The organism is Paracoccus sp. NIOT.M2S5SZ12 (assembly GCF_057748165.1).
This window is the reverse complement of the sequence record NZ_JBYLFR010000008.1, coordinates 70,228-85,022: the sequence shown is the minus strand read 5'-3', so window position 1 is coordinate 85,022 and position 14,795 is coordinate 70,228. Positions and strand designations below refer to the sequence as shown.

Below are 14,795 nucleotides of genomic sequence, written 5' to 3'. Positions count from 1 at the left end.
TCTGGTGCGGGGCCGATCAGGCCGCGGCCAGGTTCCGCAGCACGTAATGCAGCACCCCGCCGTTCTTCAGATAGTCGATCTCGACCTCGGTATCGACGCGGGCCTTCAGCTGGATCGTCTTCACCGTGCCGTCGGCATAGGTGATGGTGCAGGGCACCAGGGACAGCGGCTTGAAGTCGCCCGCCAGACCCTCGATCGTGATCGTCTCGTCGCCGGTCAGGTTCAGCGTCTTGCGGGAGTCGCCGCCGGTGAACTCGAACGGGATGACGCCCATGCCGACCAGGTTCGAGCGATGGATGCGCTCGAAGCTCTCGGCGATGACCGCCTTGACGCCCAGGAGGTTCGTGCCCTTAGCCGCCCAGTCCCGCGACGATCCGGCGCCGTATTCGATGCCGCCGATGATCACCAGGGGCGTGCCCTGATCGACATAGGACATCGCGGCGTCATAGATCGCAACCTGGTTGCCGTCGGCGTCCTTGGAGAAGCCGCCCTCGACCCCGTCCAGCATCTCGTTCTTGATGCGGATGTTGGCGAAGGTGCCGCGCATCATGATCTCGTGGTTGCCGCGGCGCGAGCCGTAGCTGTTGAAATCGCGCGGGGCCACCTGACGCTCGGTCAGGTACTTGCCGGCCGGGGTGCCCGGCTTGAAACTGCCCGCCGGGCTGATGTGGTCGGTCGTGATCATGTCGCCCAGAAGCGCCAGGACGCGGGCGCCCTTCACGTCATGGATGACGCCCGGCTCCTTGGACATGCCGCGGAAATAGGGCGGGTTCTGGATGTAGGTGGACGATGCGGGCCAGTCATAGGTCTCGCTGTCGGTCACCTCGACCGCCTGCCAGCGCTCGTCGCCCTTGAACACGTCGGCGTATTTCGCCTGGAACATCTCGCGCGTCACGATGGTGTCGACCAGATCGGCGACCTCCTTGGAGGTCGGCCAGATGTCCTTGAGATAGACCGGCTTGCCGTCCGGCGTGTGCGCCAGCGGGTCCTTGGTCACGTCGATGTTCATGTCGCCCGCGATGGCATAGGCCACGACCAGCGGGGGGCTGGCCAGATAGTTCGCGCGCACGTCCGGGCTGATACGGCCTTCGAAGTTGCGGTTGCCCGACAGGACCGACACGGCGACCAGGTCGTTGTCGTTCACGGCCTTCGAGATTTCGGGCTGCAGCGGGCCCGAGTTGCCGATGCAGGTGGTGCAGCCGAAGCCCACCAGGTTGAAGCCCAGGGCGTCCAGATCCTCCTGCAGGTTCGCGGCCTTGAGGTATTCCTCGACCACCTGCGATCCGGGCGCCAGCGAAGTCTTGACCCAGGGCTTGCGGGTCAGGCCCAGGGCGCGCGCCTTGCGGGCGACCAGGCCCGCGGCCATCAGCACATAGGGGTTCGAGGTGTTGGTGCACGACGTGATCGAGGCGATCACCACCGAACCGTCACGCAGGACATAGTCCTCGCCCTCGACGGGGGCGCTGTTCAGATGGCCATGCGCGCCGCCGGGGATCTCCTGGGGCGCCGGGTCGGGCGATCCGGCCTCGGCGGTCATCTTGGCCTTCTGGTCGGCGGGAACCGACGGGGCGGGGCGCAGGCCCTTGATGTACTCGCCGAAGGCGCTGGCGGCCTCGGTCAGCGGCACGTGGTCCTGCGGGCGCTTGGGCCCCGAGATGGCGGGGACGACGGTGCTCTGGTCCAGCTCCAGCGTGGAGGAATAGACCGGCGCGTAATCGGCCGTGCGCCAGAAACCGTTCTCCTTGGCATAGGCCTCGACCAGCGCGATGCGGTCCTCGTCGCGGCCGGTCTGGCGCAGATAGCGCAGCGTCTCGTCGTCGATCGGGAAGAAGCCGCAGGTCGCGCCGTATTCGGGCGCCATGTTGGCGATGGTCGCGCGGTCGGCCAGCGGCATGTGGTCCAGGCCCTCGCCGTAGAACTCGACGAACTTGCCCACCACGCCGTGCTTGCGCAGCATCTGCACGACCTTGAGGACCAGGTCGGTGGCGGTCACGCCCTCGGCCAGCGCGCCGGTGATCTTGAAGCCCACGACCTCGGGGATCAGCATGGAGATCGGCTGGCCCAGCATCGCGGCCTCGGCCTCGATGCCGCCCACGCCCCAGCCCAGGACGGCCAGGCCGTTGACCATGGTGGTGTGGCTGTCGGTACCGACCAGCGTGTCAGGGTATGCGACGGTCTTGCCGGTCTGGTCGGTGTCGGTCCAGACGGTCTGGGCCAGGTATTCCAGGTTGACCTGGTGGCAGATGCCGGTGCCGGGCGGGACCACGCGGAAGTTGTTGAACGCCTTCTGGCCCCATTTCAGGAAGGTGTAGCGCTCCATGTTGCGCTCGTATTCCAGCTCGACGTTCTTCTGGAAGGCGCGGGGGGTGCCGAACTCGTCGATCATCACCGAATGGTCGATGACCAGATCGACCGGGTTCAGCGGGTTGATCTTCTGCGCGTCGCCGCCCAAGGCCTTGATGCCGTCGCGCATGGCGGCCAGGTCGACCACGGCAGGAACGCCGGTGAAGTCCTGCATCAGCACACGGGCCGGGCGATAGGCGATCTCGCGCGGGTTCTTGCCGCCAAGGGCCGCCCATTCGGCGAAGGCCTTGATGTCCTCGACGGAGACGGTGCGGCCGCCATCCTCGAAGCGCAGCATGTTCTCCAGCACGACTTTCAGCGCGGCCGGCAGTTTCGAGAAGTCGCCAAGCCCCGCCTCGGTGGCGGCGGCGATGGAGTAGTAATCGACACTCTGCGCGCCCGCGCTCAGCGTGCGGCGCGTCTTGGCGGTGTCGGTTCCGGTCTGGATGGGCATCAGGGCCTCCCTGTCTGCAAGAATGGATGGGTCCGGCGTGCCCCTGCTTTGCCCCATCGGGGGGCATGGCGCAAGGGATGCACAGCAAATTGTATGCGATTGCATACCATCTTTTCCCCTGTTGCTCAAGAGGCACGCATGACGCGAATGGCGCCGCTGACGCAGCGGTGATTTGGTGTTTCGGGCCGTCTGGCGGTAACACGCTGCCTGTGACATGGCACCCGACATATCCCGACCGCCCGACCCGTCCCGCCCGTGCATGGGCGCAGGGCGCGGCCGCCGCCTGCGCGGCGCTGTGGCTCCTGGCGCTGCCCGCGGCGGGGCAGGGGATGGGTGGGCAGGCAAACGTGACGGCCTCCCCCTCCGCCGGAACCGCACCGGACGCGAGCAACGCGCCGCTGATCCTGGCCCCCGAGGAGGCCGGGCGGCAGTCCCCGTCGGCGATGGGCATGCCCTATCCGGCGCTGGAATCGGGGGGCGTCAACGGCTTTGCGGCCGCGGATGCGGCGCCGCCGGTCGCCACCGCGCTGCCCTCGGCGACGCTGCCGGTGGTGGTCGAGCTCTTCACCTCGCAGGGCTGCTCCTCCTGCCCGCCGGCCGATGCGATGCTGACCGCGCTGACCGGGACGCCGGACGTGCTGGCCCTGTCCTATCACGTCGACTACTGGGACTACCTAGGCTGGGCCGACAGCTTCGCCCGGCCAGAATTCACCGAACGCCAGAGCGCCTATGCCCGCGCCTCGGGCGAGCGCTCGGTCTATACTCCGCAGATGATCGTGGACGGCCAGGACACCTCGGTCTCGCCCGGTCCGGCGCAGCTGATGGGCCTGATCGACGCGCACCGCTATGCCCCCGCCACCGTCAGCGTCCAGCGCGACCCCACCGATGCCGGAGAACTGATCGAGCTTCAGCCCCTGTCCGACCTGGGCGGCGCGGTGGACGTGATCCTGGTGCGCTATGCCCCCGAACGCCATGTCGACGTGATGGCCGGAGAGAATCGGGGCCGCACCGTGCTCTACAGCAACGTGGTCCTGACGCTGGAACACCTGTCGCGATGGGACGGGCGGCAGCCCCTGCGCCTGACCGTGCGCCCCGAGCTGATGGAGGACGGGGCCTGGCCGCCCGACACCCGCCACGCGCTGCTGATCCAGCAGATGCAGGGCGATGAGGCGCTGCCCGGCCCGATCCTGGCCGCCGTCCGGCTGGACTGATCGCGCGCGCGGCCCCGCGACCGGGGTTGCGTCGGGGGCGGGCAGGGGCCATCAGGCGGCATGGGCGATTTCTTCATCCAGATCGCGGGGACCGAGCAGGGCGCAAGGCTGGCCTCGGCCTTGGCGCTGTCGGCGGCGTTCCTGCATGCGGTCTTCGGCGCGCTGCAGAAGGGGCGCCACGATCCCTGGCTCAGCCGGGCGGCGATCGACCTGTCCTACCTGCTCATGGCGCTGCCGGTGGCGCTGTTCCTGGTGCCCTGGCCCGAGCCGGGCCTTTGGCCGGTCCTGCTGGGCGCCATGGGCATCCACATCCTCTACAAGGTGGCGCAGGCGCTGACCTATCAGCGCGGGGCCTATACGGTCGTCTATCCGGTGGTGCGCGGATCGGCGCCGCTCTTCGTGGTGCTGGTCGCGATGCTGGTCTTTCACGAACGCTTCACCGCGGGGCAGTGGCTGGGGCTGGCTCTGCTGGTGGGGGGCATCTTCGGGTTGGCGGCAAACAGCCTGCGCCGCCTGACCGTGGGGCGCGAGACGCTGGTCCCGGCGCTGGCCTGGGCGATGGTCACCGGGGCGATGGTCGCGGCCTATACCGCCTATGATGCCTGGGGCATCCGGCAGGCGGCCGATCCGTTCACCTTCCTGGCATGGTTCTTCGTGCTGGACGGGCTGTTCATGCCGCTGTGGAACGCGCGCCGGCTGGCCGCGCTGCCCGCCGCGCAGGTCGGGCCGCTGGCCATGCGCGGCATGATCGGCGCGCTGGTGGCCTTCGCCAGCTTCGGCTCGATCATGCTGGCCACGCGCATCGACGAGGTCGGCCGCGCCGCCGTCCTGCGCGAGACCTCGACCGTCTTCGCGGCCCTTGTCGGCTGGCTCATCCTGGGCGAAAAGGTGGGGCCGCGCCGGGTGGCGCTGATGGCGCTGATCGCCCTGGGCGCGGTCATCGTGGAATTCGCCGCCTGACGGGCGGTCAACAAAAGGCCGACCGCATGAGAGAGATGAAACCCTGGGTCAAGCCGGTGCTGGATCTGGGCCCGCTGGTCCTGTTCTTCGTGCTGTTCATGCTGTACCGCAACGACACCTTCGTGATCGGCGGCGAGAGCTATGGCGGCTTCATCCTGGCCACCGCGGCGCTGATCCCGGCGCTGATCGTCGCGGCGGGCATCCAGTGGTGGCTGACCGGCAGGCTGGCGCCGATGCAGATCGCGACGCTGGTCCTGGTCGTGGTCTTCGGCGGCCTGTCGGTCTGGCTGAACGATCCGCGCTTCCTGAAGATCAAGCCGACGATCATCTATCTGCTGTTCGCGGTCATCCTGGGCACGGGCCTGGCGCTGCGGCGCAACTGGCTGGGCGCGGTCCTGTCCGAGGCGCTGCCCATGACCGAGCTGGGCTGGCGCAAGCTGACCGTCCGCATGACCGTCTTCCTGGTCCTGCTGGCCCTGTCCAACGAGATCGTCTGGCGCACCCAGAGCGAGAGCACCTGGGTCTGGTTCGAGACCTTCGGCCTGCCCGCGGCGCTGTTCGTCTTCCTGATGGCCAATGCGGGTCTCTACAGCGCCCATGCGCTGCCCCCGGCGGAGACGTCCGATGACGATCGCGCCGTCTGACGCGGTGACGGTGCTGCCCCTGTCGGGGCGGCGCCTGGCGGTCTATCTGATCAACATGGCGGGCGCCGATGCCCGCCTGACGGCCATGCAGGCCAAGCTGGCGGCCCTGGACCTGCCCTTCGCCCGGATCGAGGGCGTGGACGGGCGGGCGCTGCGCTTTCCCATCCCGGAATTCGACGAACGCGCCTATCGGCTGCTGCACGGCCGCCGCACGACCCCGCCCGAGGTCGGCTGCTATCTGTCGCATGTGGCCTGCGCGCGGGCGCTGCTGGCGGGGGACGCCGACCTGGCGCTGGTGCTGGAGGATGACGTCAGCTTCGATCCCGACCTGGTCGCGGTCCTGGACCGGGCGGCGCTGAACGGCGATGCGTGGAACCTGCTGCGGCTGACCTCGGTCAATCGCGGCCGAAAGCACGCGATCCGCGACCTGGGGCCGGGGCGGCGGCTGGCCATCGCGCTGACGCGCGAGAAGGGCGCCGGGGCCTATGTGATCGACCGCCGGGCCGCGGAATGGATCGTGGCCGATCTTCTGCCCATGCGGCTGGCCTGGGACATCGCCTTCGACCTGGAGTTCCTGTCGGGGCTGCGCGCGGCTTTCGTCGATCCGCTGCCCGGCTCGCAGCGCTCCGATCATCCGACGCAGATCCAGGCGGGGCTGCGCGCCTACAAGCTGGGGCGGTCGCGCTATCTGACGGTGCTGCCCTATCGGGCCTGGCTGGAGGTCGCGCGGCTGGCCTGCCGCGGGGCGCGGCTGATGCGGGAAAGGCTGCGGCGGCGGGGCGGGGCGGTGACCGATGCCGGGTCCGCCGCGGACCCCGGACGGCAGGCCTGAGGGGGCGCATTCGGTTCGGCGGAGGACGGCCCATTCGGCCCGTCGCGGGGCAGGGGCGTTTTCGGCATTGAATTTTCCTGCCCCGGACCGCTATGCTGGCCCCATGCGCAGGGCGCAGCCCGGACCGGGACACGGTCCGCGGCCAGTCCCGCGCCGACAGTTTCGCAGCGCGGCACCTCTGATCCCGATCTCGGGCGAGCCATGTGCCCGCGGAAAACCAAGCCTCCGCCGCGCCACCGCCTTGCGGGACGGCGCAGGGGGTCCGACGAACAGCGGTCCTGCCTTGCGGCATCGGACCATCCTAGGGAACAGACGCGATGACGCGCGCTTTGGACGGCAGACTTCGGGACGGGCGGGCACGATGCCCCGTCGGACCGATGGTCTTCGACGGCGACGCGCCCGTGTCCTCATCACACCGCAGACCGAACCGGGGGGTGCCACTGGCTCCGCCCGGCCGTCGGCTGCGCGAAAGACATAACAATGGCAATGAAAATGCTGATCGACGCCACCCATGCCGAGGAAACTCGGGTGGTCGTGGTCGATGGAACCAAGGTCGAGGAATTTGATTTCGAGACGGCCAACCGGCGCCAGATCGCCGGGAACATCTACCTGGCCAAGATCACCCGGGTCGAGCCCTCGCTGCAGGCGGCCTTCGTGGATTACGGCGGGAACCGCCACGGCTTCCTGGCCTTCGCCGAGATCCATCCGGACTACTACCAGATCCCCGCGGCCGACCGCGAGGCGCTGAAGGCCGAGGAACGCGCCGAGGCCGAGGCCCAGGAGGCCGAGGAGGAGCGCGGCCGTTCGCGCCGCAAGCCCCGCGCCGAGGCCCAGGAGGCCGAGACCGGCGCCGAGACCGCCGGCGACGAGGCCGATCAGGACGACGAGATCGAATCGGTCGCCGACGAGGACGTGACCGAGGAGGTCCGCGCGCCCCGCAAGCCCCGCGCCCGCCGCTACAAGATCCAGGAGGTCGTGAAGGTCCGCCAGATCATGCTGGTGCAGGTCGTCAAGGAGGAGCGCGGCAACAAGGGTGCCGCCCTGACCACCTATCTGTCGCTGCCCGGCCGCTACTGCGTGCTGATGCCCAACACCGCGCGCGGCGGCGGGATCAGCCGCAAGATCACCAACGCCGCCGACCGCAAGAAGCTGAAGGACATCGCGAACGAGCTGGACGTGCCCAAGGGCGCCGGCCTGATCATCCGCACCGCCGGCAGCCAACGTACCCGGACCGAGATCCGCCGCGACTACGAATACCTGCTGCGCCTGTGGGAGCAGATCCGCGAGCTGACCTTCAAGTCGATCGCCCCCGCCGCGATCTATGAGGAGGGCGACCTGATCAAGCGCAACATCCGCGATCTCTACTCCTCCGAGATCGACGAGGTGCTGGTCGAAGGCGAGCGCGGCTATCGCGCGGCCAAGGACTTCATGCGCATGATCATGCCGACCCATGCCGACAGCGTGGTCCATTATCAGGACACGGTGCCGCTGTTCGCGCGCTATCAGGTGGAAAGCTATCTGGCGGGGATGTTCAACCCGGTCGTGCAGCTGAAGTCGGGCGGCTACATCGTCATCGGCATCACCGAAGCGCTGGTCGCCATCGACGTGAACTCGGGTCGCGCCACCAAGGAAGGCTCGATCGAGGAGACCGCGCTCAAGACCAACCTGGAGGCCGCCGATGAGGTCGCCCGCCAGCTGCGCCTGCGCGACCTAGCCGGTCTGATCGTCATCGACTTCATCGACATGGATGAGCGGCGCAACAACGCCGCCGTCGAGAAGCGCCTGAAGGACAAGCTGAAATCCGACCGTGCGCGCATCCAGATCGGCCGCATCTCGGGCTTCGGCCTGATGGAGATGAGCCGCCAGCGCCTGCGCCCCGGCATGCTGGAGAGCACCACCCAGCCCTGCCCGCATTGCCATGGCACCGGCCTGATCCGCAGCGACGACAGCCTGGCGCTGACCATCCTGCGCGCCATCGAGGACGAGGGCAGCCGCAAGCGGTCGCGCGAGGTTCTGGTGCGCGCACCGGTCGCCGTCGCGAACTTCCTGATGAACGCCAAGCGCGAGCATGTCGCGGGCATCGAGGCGCGCCACGGCATGTCGGTGCGCGTGGAGGCGGACCCGGCGCTGGTCTCGCCCGATTACGCGATCGAGAAGTTCAAGACCGCGACCCGCGTCGTCCCCGAGCCGGGCCATGTGCCCTTGGGCGTCAATGCCGATCTGATGGCCAGCATCGACGAGGAGGAGGATCACGACCTGCCCGCGATCGAGGCCGAGGCCCCCGAGGCGGAGACCGCCGTGTCCGAGGCCGCCGAGACGGCCGAGACCCGCGATGCGGATGGCGAGGAGGGCGAGGGCCGCTCGCGCCGCCGCCGCCGCCGCCGCCGGAAGTCGGGCGAGCGTCCCGAGGGCGACGAGGCGCAGGCCGACGATGCCGTGCAGGGCGAGGGCCAGGAGCCCGTCGCCGATGAGGCCGAGGCCGAGCCGGTCGCCGCGGAGGTCTCCGAGGCCGAACCCGCGGCCCAGCCCGAGGCCGAACCTGCAGCCGGGACCGATGACGCGCCGCAGGGCCGGACCCGGTCGCGCAGCCGCAGCCGGTCGCGCAGCCGCAAGCCGGTCGAGGCCCAGCCCCTCCCCGAGGTGGTGGACCTGGCCGAGGCCGACGACGCTCGCCCCGAGGCGCTGCCCCAGGCCGTGGTGACTGCGCCCGCGGAGACCGCCCCGGAGCCTGCCGCCCCGGTCGCGGAGACTGCCCCTGCGGAAACCGCTCCGGCCCCGGAGGCCGCCCCCGCGGAACCCGCCACCGTGGCCGAGGCGCTGGTCCAGTCCGCCGCCGCCCCGCAGGAGCCCGCGAACAGCCCCGCGCCCGCCGATGCGCCCCAGCCCCGCCGCCGTGGCTGGTGGTCCGGCCGCTGAGCCGACCGGCACGACAGACACAGGGGGGCGCGGTGCAAACCGCGCCCCTTCGCATATCCGCCCCACGCATCCGTGACGCGATGTCCCCTGTGCTTCGGCCCGCCACGCGGTAAGGTGCCGCCATGTTGGGAATCGACCTCGCCACCGCCGCCTTCCTGCCCGCCGCCGCCGTGGCGATGCTGGCGGGCATCCTGTCCTTCCTGTCGCCCTGCGTGCTGCCCATCGTGCCGCCCTATCTGGCCTACATGACCGGGGTGGGGGTGAACGGCCTCAAGGCGCGGGAACGCAGCGCCGTCCTGCCGGCGCTGTTCTTCGTGATGGGCCTCTCGACGGTGTTCCTGGTGATGGGCTTCGCCGCATCGGCCTTCGGGCGCGCCTTCCTGACCTATCAGGATGTGCTGGCGCGGGTCGCGGGGGCGATGGTCATCGTGATGGGCCTGCATTTCCTGCACGTCATCCGCATCCCCTTCCTGGATCAGGAAGCGCGGCTTCAGGCCGGCAGGCAGGGCGGCGGGGCCATGGGCGCCTATGTGCTGGGCCTGGCCTTCGCCTTCGGCTGGACCCCCTGCATCGGCCCGCAGCTGGGCATGATCCTGTCGCTGGCCGCGACCGGGGGAGAGCTGTCGCGCGGCACCGCGCTGCTGGCCGTCTATGCCTTGGGCCTGGGAATTCCCTTCGTTCTGGCCGCCGTGTTCATCGACCGCGCGATTGGGGTGATGAACCGCATCAAGCCTTGGCTCGGCATGATCGAACGGGTCATGGGCGCGCTGCTGATCGTGGTGGGGGTGATGCTGCTGACCGGCGCCTTCTCGGCCTTCAGCTTCTGGCTCCTCGAGACCTTCCCGGCGCTGGCCACCCTGGGCTGACCCGCACCGAACGCCGGCGCAGCCGGCCCCCGGCCGGGCGGCAGCGCGCCGGAGGCCGCTTGCGGGCTCCGGCTCCCCCGCGCGACCCCTGCGGCCGATGCCCCGGTCACGTTCCCGCAAGCGCTCAATCTGTGGTAGCGCCGCTGCGACATTCGCGCTATCCTTTCGGCCAGATCCGGGCAAACCGGACAGGACAGAGGCAGTGACGGCGGTATTCCCATGACCGAGATGGTCTTCGGCACGACGCCCGTGCGCGCGGGCGACCCGATTCTTCCCCGCTGGTGGCGGACGCTGGACAAGTGGTCTCTAACCTGCGTCCTGGGCCTCTTCGCCATCGGCCTTCTGCTGGGGCTCGCGGCCTCGGTGCCGCTGGCCGAGAAGAACAACCTGCCGCGCTTCTACTACGTCCAGCGGCAGATGGCCTTCGGCGGGCTGGGCCTGCTGGTGATGATCGCTATCTCCACGCTGAACCCGCGCCAGATCCGGCGCATCGGCGTCCTGGGCTTCGCGGTCTCGTTCCTGCTCATCGTGGCGCTGCCGGTCATCGGCACCGATTTCGGCAAGGGCGCCACGCGCTGGCTGTCCCTGGGTTTCGTCTCGGTGCAGCCGTCGGAGTTCCTGAAACCCGGCTTCGTCGCGCTCTGCGCCTGGTTCATGGCCGCGGCCCAGGAACCTGGCAGCCCGCCGGGCCGCGCGCTCAGCTTCGGCGTGGCGCTGACGGTGGTCGTGCTGCTGGCGCTGCAGCCCGACTTCGGCCAGGCCTCGCTGGTGCTCTTCTCTTGGCTGGTCATGTATTTCGTGGCGGGTTCGGGGATCATCGTGATCATGGCGGTGGCCGGGCTGGCAGGCGCGGGGGGGCTGCTGGCCTACAACCTGTCGGAGCACTTCGCCCGCCGCATCAACAGCTTTCTCTCCTCCGAGATCGACGCCAACACCCAGATCTACTTCGCTACCAACGCCATCCAGGAGGGCCGCTTCTTCGGTGTGGGCGTGGGCGAGGGTCAGGTGAAATGGTCGCTGCCCGACGCGCATACCGACTTTATCATCGCCGTCGCGGCCGAGGAATACGGCTTCATCATGGTCCTGGCGATCATCTGCCTCTACGCGGTGATCGTGCTGCGCTCGCTCCTGCGGCTGCTGCGCGAGCGCGATCCGTTCGCGCGGATCGCGGGCACCGGCCTGGCCTGCGCCTTCGGGGTGCAGGCGCTGATCAACATGGGCGTCGCCGTGCGCCTGCTGCCCGCCAAGGGCATGACGCTGCCCTTCGTCAGCTATGGCGGCTCGTCGCTGATCGCCTCGGGCATCGCGGTGGGCATGCTGCTGGCGCTGACTCGCACGCGGCCCCAGGGCGAGTTCGCCGAGATCCTGCGGCGGTCGCGCTGATGGCCGCCCCCCTTGCGCTGATCGCCGCCGGAGGCACCGGCGGCCATATGTTTCCCGCCCAGGCCTTGGCCGAGCTGCTGCTGGAGCGCGGCTGGCGGGTCCGTCTCTCGACCGACGACCGTGGCGCGCGCTATGCCGGTGCCTTCCCCGAAGCCGTCGAACGGCAGGTCGTGACCTCGGCCACCACGGCGCGCGGGGGGCTGGCGGGCAAGCTGTCGGCGCCCTTCAAGATTGCGGCCGGGGTGATGGCCGCACGCCGGGCCTTCCGGCGCGACCGACCGGCAGTCGTGATCGGCTTTGGCGGCTATCCGACCATCCCGGCGCTGTCAGCGGCGCATCTGATGGGCCTGCCGCGGATGATCCACGAACAGAACGGCGTCATGGGCCGCGTGAACCGCCTCTTCGCGGGTCATGTGCATCGCGTGGCCTGCGGCACCTGGCCCACCCAGCTGCCGCAGGGCATCGACGGCCGGCATGTCGGCAATCCGGTGCGCGGTTCGGTTCTGGACCGCGCGGCCAGCCCCTATGACGCACCGAGCGCGGGGCCGCTGCGGCTTCTGGTGATCGGCGGCAGCCAGGGCGCGCGCGTGCTGTCGCAGGTCGTCCCCGCGGCCATCGCCGCCCTGCCTGAGGACCTGCGCGTGCGCCTCCATGTCAGCCATCAGGCCCGCCCCGAGGATGCCGAGCAGGTCGTGGCCACCTATGCCGCGGCCGGGATCGCGGCCGAGGTGCAGCCCTTCTTCACCGACGTACCAGAGCGCATCGCCGCGGCGCATCTGGTGGTCAGCCGGTCGGGGGCATCGTCGCTGGCCGACATCACGGTGATCGGGCGCCCGTCGATCCTGATCCCCTTCGCGGCCGCGACCGGCGATCACCAGACCGCCAATGCCCAGGCCCTGGCCGAGGCGGGGGCGGCGCATGTCCATCCCGAATCCGTGCTTGACGCGGACAGCCTCGCGCGCGACATCCGCGCCATCCTGACGGACCCCGCCCAGGCCACGGCCATGGCGCAGGCGGCCCTGACCCTGGCGCGCCCCGATGCAGCGCGCCGACTGTACGACCTCGTCGAGGAGATCACGCGATGAACGCTGCCACCAAACTGCCCGGAGAGCTGGGCCCCATCCATTTCGTGGGCATCGGCGGCATCGGCATGTCCGGCATCGCCGAGGTGCTGCTGACCTTGGGCTACCGCGTGCAGGGCAGCGATTCGAAGAAGTCCAAGATCACCGACCGCCTGGAGACCCTGGGCGCCACCGTCTTCGAGGGCCAGCGCGCCGAGAACATCGCGGGCGCGGGCGTGGTCGTCATCTCGACCGCCATCAAGAAGGGCAATCCCGAGCTGGAGGAGGCGCGCCTGCGCGGCCTGCCCATCGTCCGCCGCGCCGAGATGCTGGCCGAGCTGATGCGCCTGAAATCCAACATCGCCATCGCCGGCACGCATGGCAAGACGACGACCACGACCATGGTCGCGACCCTGCTGGATGCGGGCGGGCTGGACCCGACGGTCATCAACGGCGGCGTGATCCATGCCTACGGCTCGAACGCGCGGGCCGGCGCGGGCGAGTGGATGGTGGTCGAGGCCGACGAATCCGACGGCAGCTTCAACCGTCTGCCCGCCGACATCGCCATCGTCACCAATATCGACCCCGAGCACATGGAGCATTGGGGCAGCTTCGACGCGCTGCGCCAGGCCTTCACCAATTTCGCCTCCTCCGTCCCCTTCTACGGGCTGGCCGTCTGCTGCACCGACCACCCCGAGGTCCAGGCGCTGGTCGGGCGCCTGACCGACCGCCGCGTGGTGACCTTCGGCTTCAACGCCCAGGCCGACGTGCGGGCGATGAACCTGACCTATGCCAAGGGCATCGCGCATTTCGACATCGCCCTGCAGAGCGAGGCCGTGGACGGCACCGTGCCCATGATCGAGGGCTGCACCCTGCCCATGCCGGGCGATCACAACGTCTCGAACTGTCTGGCCGCGGTCGCCGTGGCGCGCCATCTGGGCATCAAGAAATCCGAGATCCGCACCGCGCTGGCGAAGTTCGGCGGGGTCGGCCGCCGCTTCACCCGCGTGGGCGAGGTGGGCGGCGTGACCATCATCGACGATTACGGCCACCACCCGGTGGAGATCGCCGCCGTCCTCAAGGCCGCGCGCCAGGCCAGCACCGGCCGCGTCATCGCGGTCCATCAGCCGCACCGCTATTCGCGCCTGTCGAACCTGTTCGAGGATTTCTGCACCTGCTTCAACGAGGCCGACGTGGTCGCCATCGCCGACGTCTATTCCGCCGGAGAGGAGCCGATTGCAGGCGCCTCGCGCGACGATCTGGTGGCGGGGCTGATCGCCCATGGCCACCGCCACGCCCGCGCCATCCTGTCCGAGGACGACTTGGAGCGGCTGGTCCGCGAACAGGCGCGGCCCGGCGACATGGTGGTCTGCCTGGGCGCGGGCACGATCTCGGCCTGGGCCAACGCCCTTCCCGCGCGATTGCAGGGCCGCGCCGCATGATGGCTGCCGCCGACCTGGCCACCTGGATGCCGGTGCCCGTGGCGGCGGTGTCGATCTGGCTGCTGCTGGCCTGCCTGATGCCGCGGCTGCCGCGCCGCGCGCATCGCCGGGCGGGCTGGACGCTGGCGCTGGCGGGGGTGCCGGTGCTGGGCCTCTCGACGCTGAACTGGGGGCCGGGGGCGGGGATGCTGTGCCTGGGGCTGGGGCTTCTGCTGCTGCTGCGCCGCCCGGCGCCGCGCCGGGCCGCCCCCGCCGCGACCCCCGCCGTGACCCCCGAGGGACAGCCGTGAACCCTTGGATCATCGCCGGGCTGTGCCTGGCCGGGGCGGGGTTCATCGCTTGGGGCAACGCGCGGCTGCGCCTGCGCTGGCCGCTCTTGGTGCTGGCGCTGCTTCTGGCGGCGATTTCGTTGCAGCTGCTGAACGCGGCGCAGGGGCAGGGGGGCTTTCACGACCTGGCCGCCATCGTCGCGCAGAGCTTCACCGTGCTGCCTGCGTTGCTGGGCACCGCCCTGGGGCTGGCCTTGGCGGCGCTGCGCGGGCACGCTCCCGCATGGCGGCGGCCCTCCGGCTGGCTGTCGCTTCTGGCGCTTCTGGTGGCGGGGCTTGCCGCGGGCGCGACGCTGCTGATCTGACGATGCGCCCCTGCGGCGGTTGACGCGCGCCGCCGTGCTGGCTACCACC

At 69.9% G+C, this 14,795-nt stretch carries 12 protein-coding genes; 11 read left to right on the top strand and 1 reads right to left on the bottom strand.

The features are described 5' to 3' along the window. Positions 1–16 precede the first annotated feature (16 nt). Positions 17–2,797, bottom strand: coding sequence for an aconitate hydratase AcnA (gene acnA, locus AC2SGK_RS09215; protein WP_488323277.1), 2,781 nt, complete (start codon positions 2,795–2,797; stop codon positions 17–19). Between the two features lie 209 nt (positions 2,798–3,006). Here acnA and AC2SGK_RS09210 point away from each other — a divergent pair, with 209 nt between their 5' ends. The 11 genes from AC2SGK_RS09210 (at position 3,007) to AC2SGK_RS09160 (ending at position 14,746) form a co-directional block, all read left to right on the top strand. Then, entirely contained in the window at positions 3,007–4,008 is a 1,002-nt protein-coding gene (locus AC2SGK_RS09210; protein WP_488323276.1) for a DUF1223 domain-containing protein, read from the top strand. Positions 4,009–4,068: 60 nt separating this feature from the next. Next, positions 4,069–4,968, top strand: a complete 900-nt coding sequence (locus tag AC2SGK_RS09205) for an EamA family transporter (protein WP_488323275.1) — start codon at positions 4,069–4,071, stop codon at positions 4,966–4,968. A gap of 26 nt (positions 4,969–4,994) precedes the next feature. Further along, positions 4,995–5,612: an inner membrane-spanning protein YciB gene (locus AC2SGK_RS09200; protein ID WP_488323274.1), complete on the top strand. Its 618-nt coding sequence runs from the start codon at positions 4,995–4,997 to the stop codon at positions 5,610–5,612. Next, on the top strand, positions 5,593–6,444 hold the full coding sequence (locus tag AC2SGK_RS09195; protein ID WP_488323273.1) for a glycosyltransferase family 25 protein: 852 nt from the start codon (positions 5,593–5,595) through the stop codon (positions 6,442–6,444). Before AC2SGK_RS09200 ends, AC2SGK_RS09195 begins: the two co-directional genes overlap by 20 nt. A gap of 480 nt (positions 6,445–6,924) precedes the next feature. Next, the gene (locus AC2SGK_RS09190) at positions 6,925–9,360 is read left to right on the top strand and encodes an Rne/Rng family ribonuclease (RefSeq protein ID WP_488323272.1); all 2,436 of its coding nucleotides are present in this window, start codon (positions 6,925–6,927) and stop codon (positions 9,358–9,360) included. Positions 9,361–9,482: 122 nt separating this feature from the next. Then, complete coding sequence (locus tag AC2SGK_RS09185; RefSeq protein WP_488323271.1) at positions 9,483–10,226, top strand: cytochrome c biogenesis CcdA family protein; 744 nt, start codon at positions 9,483–9,485, stop codon at positions 10,224–10,226. 219 nt (positions 10,227–10,445) lie between these two features. Continuing rightward, the gene (gene ftsW, locus AC2SGK_RS09180; RefSeq protein ID WP_488323270.1) at positions 10,446–11,609 is read left to right on the top strand and encodes a putative lipid II flippase FtsW; all 1,164 of its coding nucleotides are present in this window, start codon (positions 10,446–10,448) and stop codon (positions 11,607–11,609) included. Beyond that, positions 11,609–12,694, top strand: coding sequence for a UDP-N-acetylglucosamine--N-acetylmuramyl-(pentapeptide) pyrophosphoryl-undecaprenol N-acetylglucosamine transferase (locus AC2SGK_RS09175; protein ID WP_488323269.1), 1,086 nt, complete (start codon positions 11,609–11,611; stop codon positions 12,692–12,694). Before ftsW ends, AC2SGK_RS09175 begins: the two co-directional genes overlap by 1 nt. Beyond that, complete coding sequence (gene murC, locus AC2SGK_RS09170; protein WP_488323268.1) at positions 12,691–14,112, top strand: UDP-N-acetylmuramate--L-alanine ligase; 1,422 nt, start codon at positions 12,691–12,693, stop codon at positions 14,110–14,112. The genes AC2SGK_RS09175 and murC overlap by 4 nt, the downstream gene beginning before the upstream one ends. After that, complete coding sequence (locus tag AC2SGK_RS09165; RefSeq protein ID WP_488323267.1) at positions 14,109–14,402, top strand: DUF2484 family protein; 294 nt, start codon at positions 14,109–14,111, stop codon at positions 14,400–14,402. The genes murC and AC2SGK_RS09165 overlap by 4 nt, the downstream gene beginning before the upstream one ends. After that, a complete protein-coding gene (locus AC2SGK_RS09160) occupies positions 14,399–14,746 on the top strand; it encodes a hypothetical protein (RefSeq protein WP_488323266.1) in 348 nt (115 codons plus the stop codon). Before AC2SGK_RS09165 ends, AC2SGK_RS09160 begins: the two co-directional genes overlap by 4 nt. Positions 14,747–14,795: the final 49 nt, after the last annotated feature.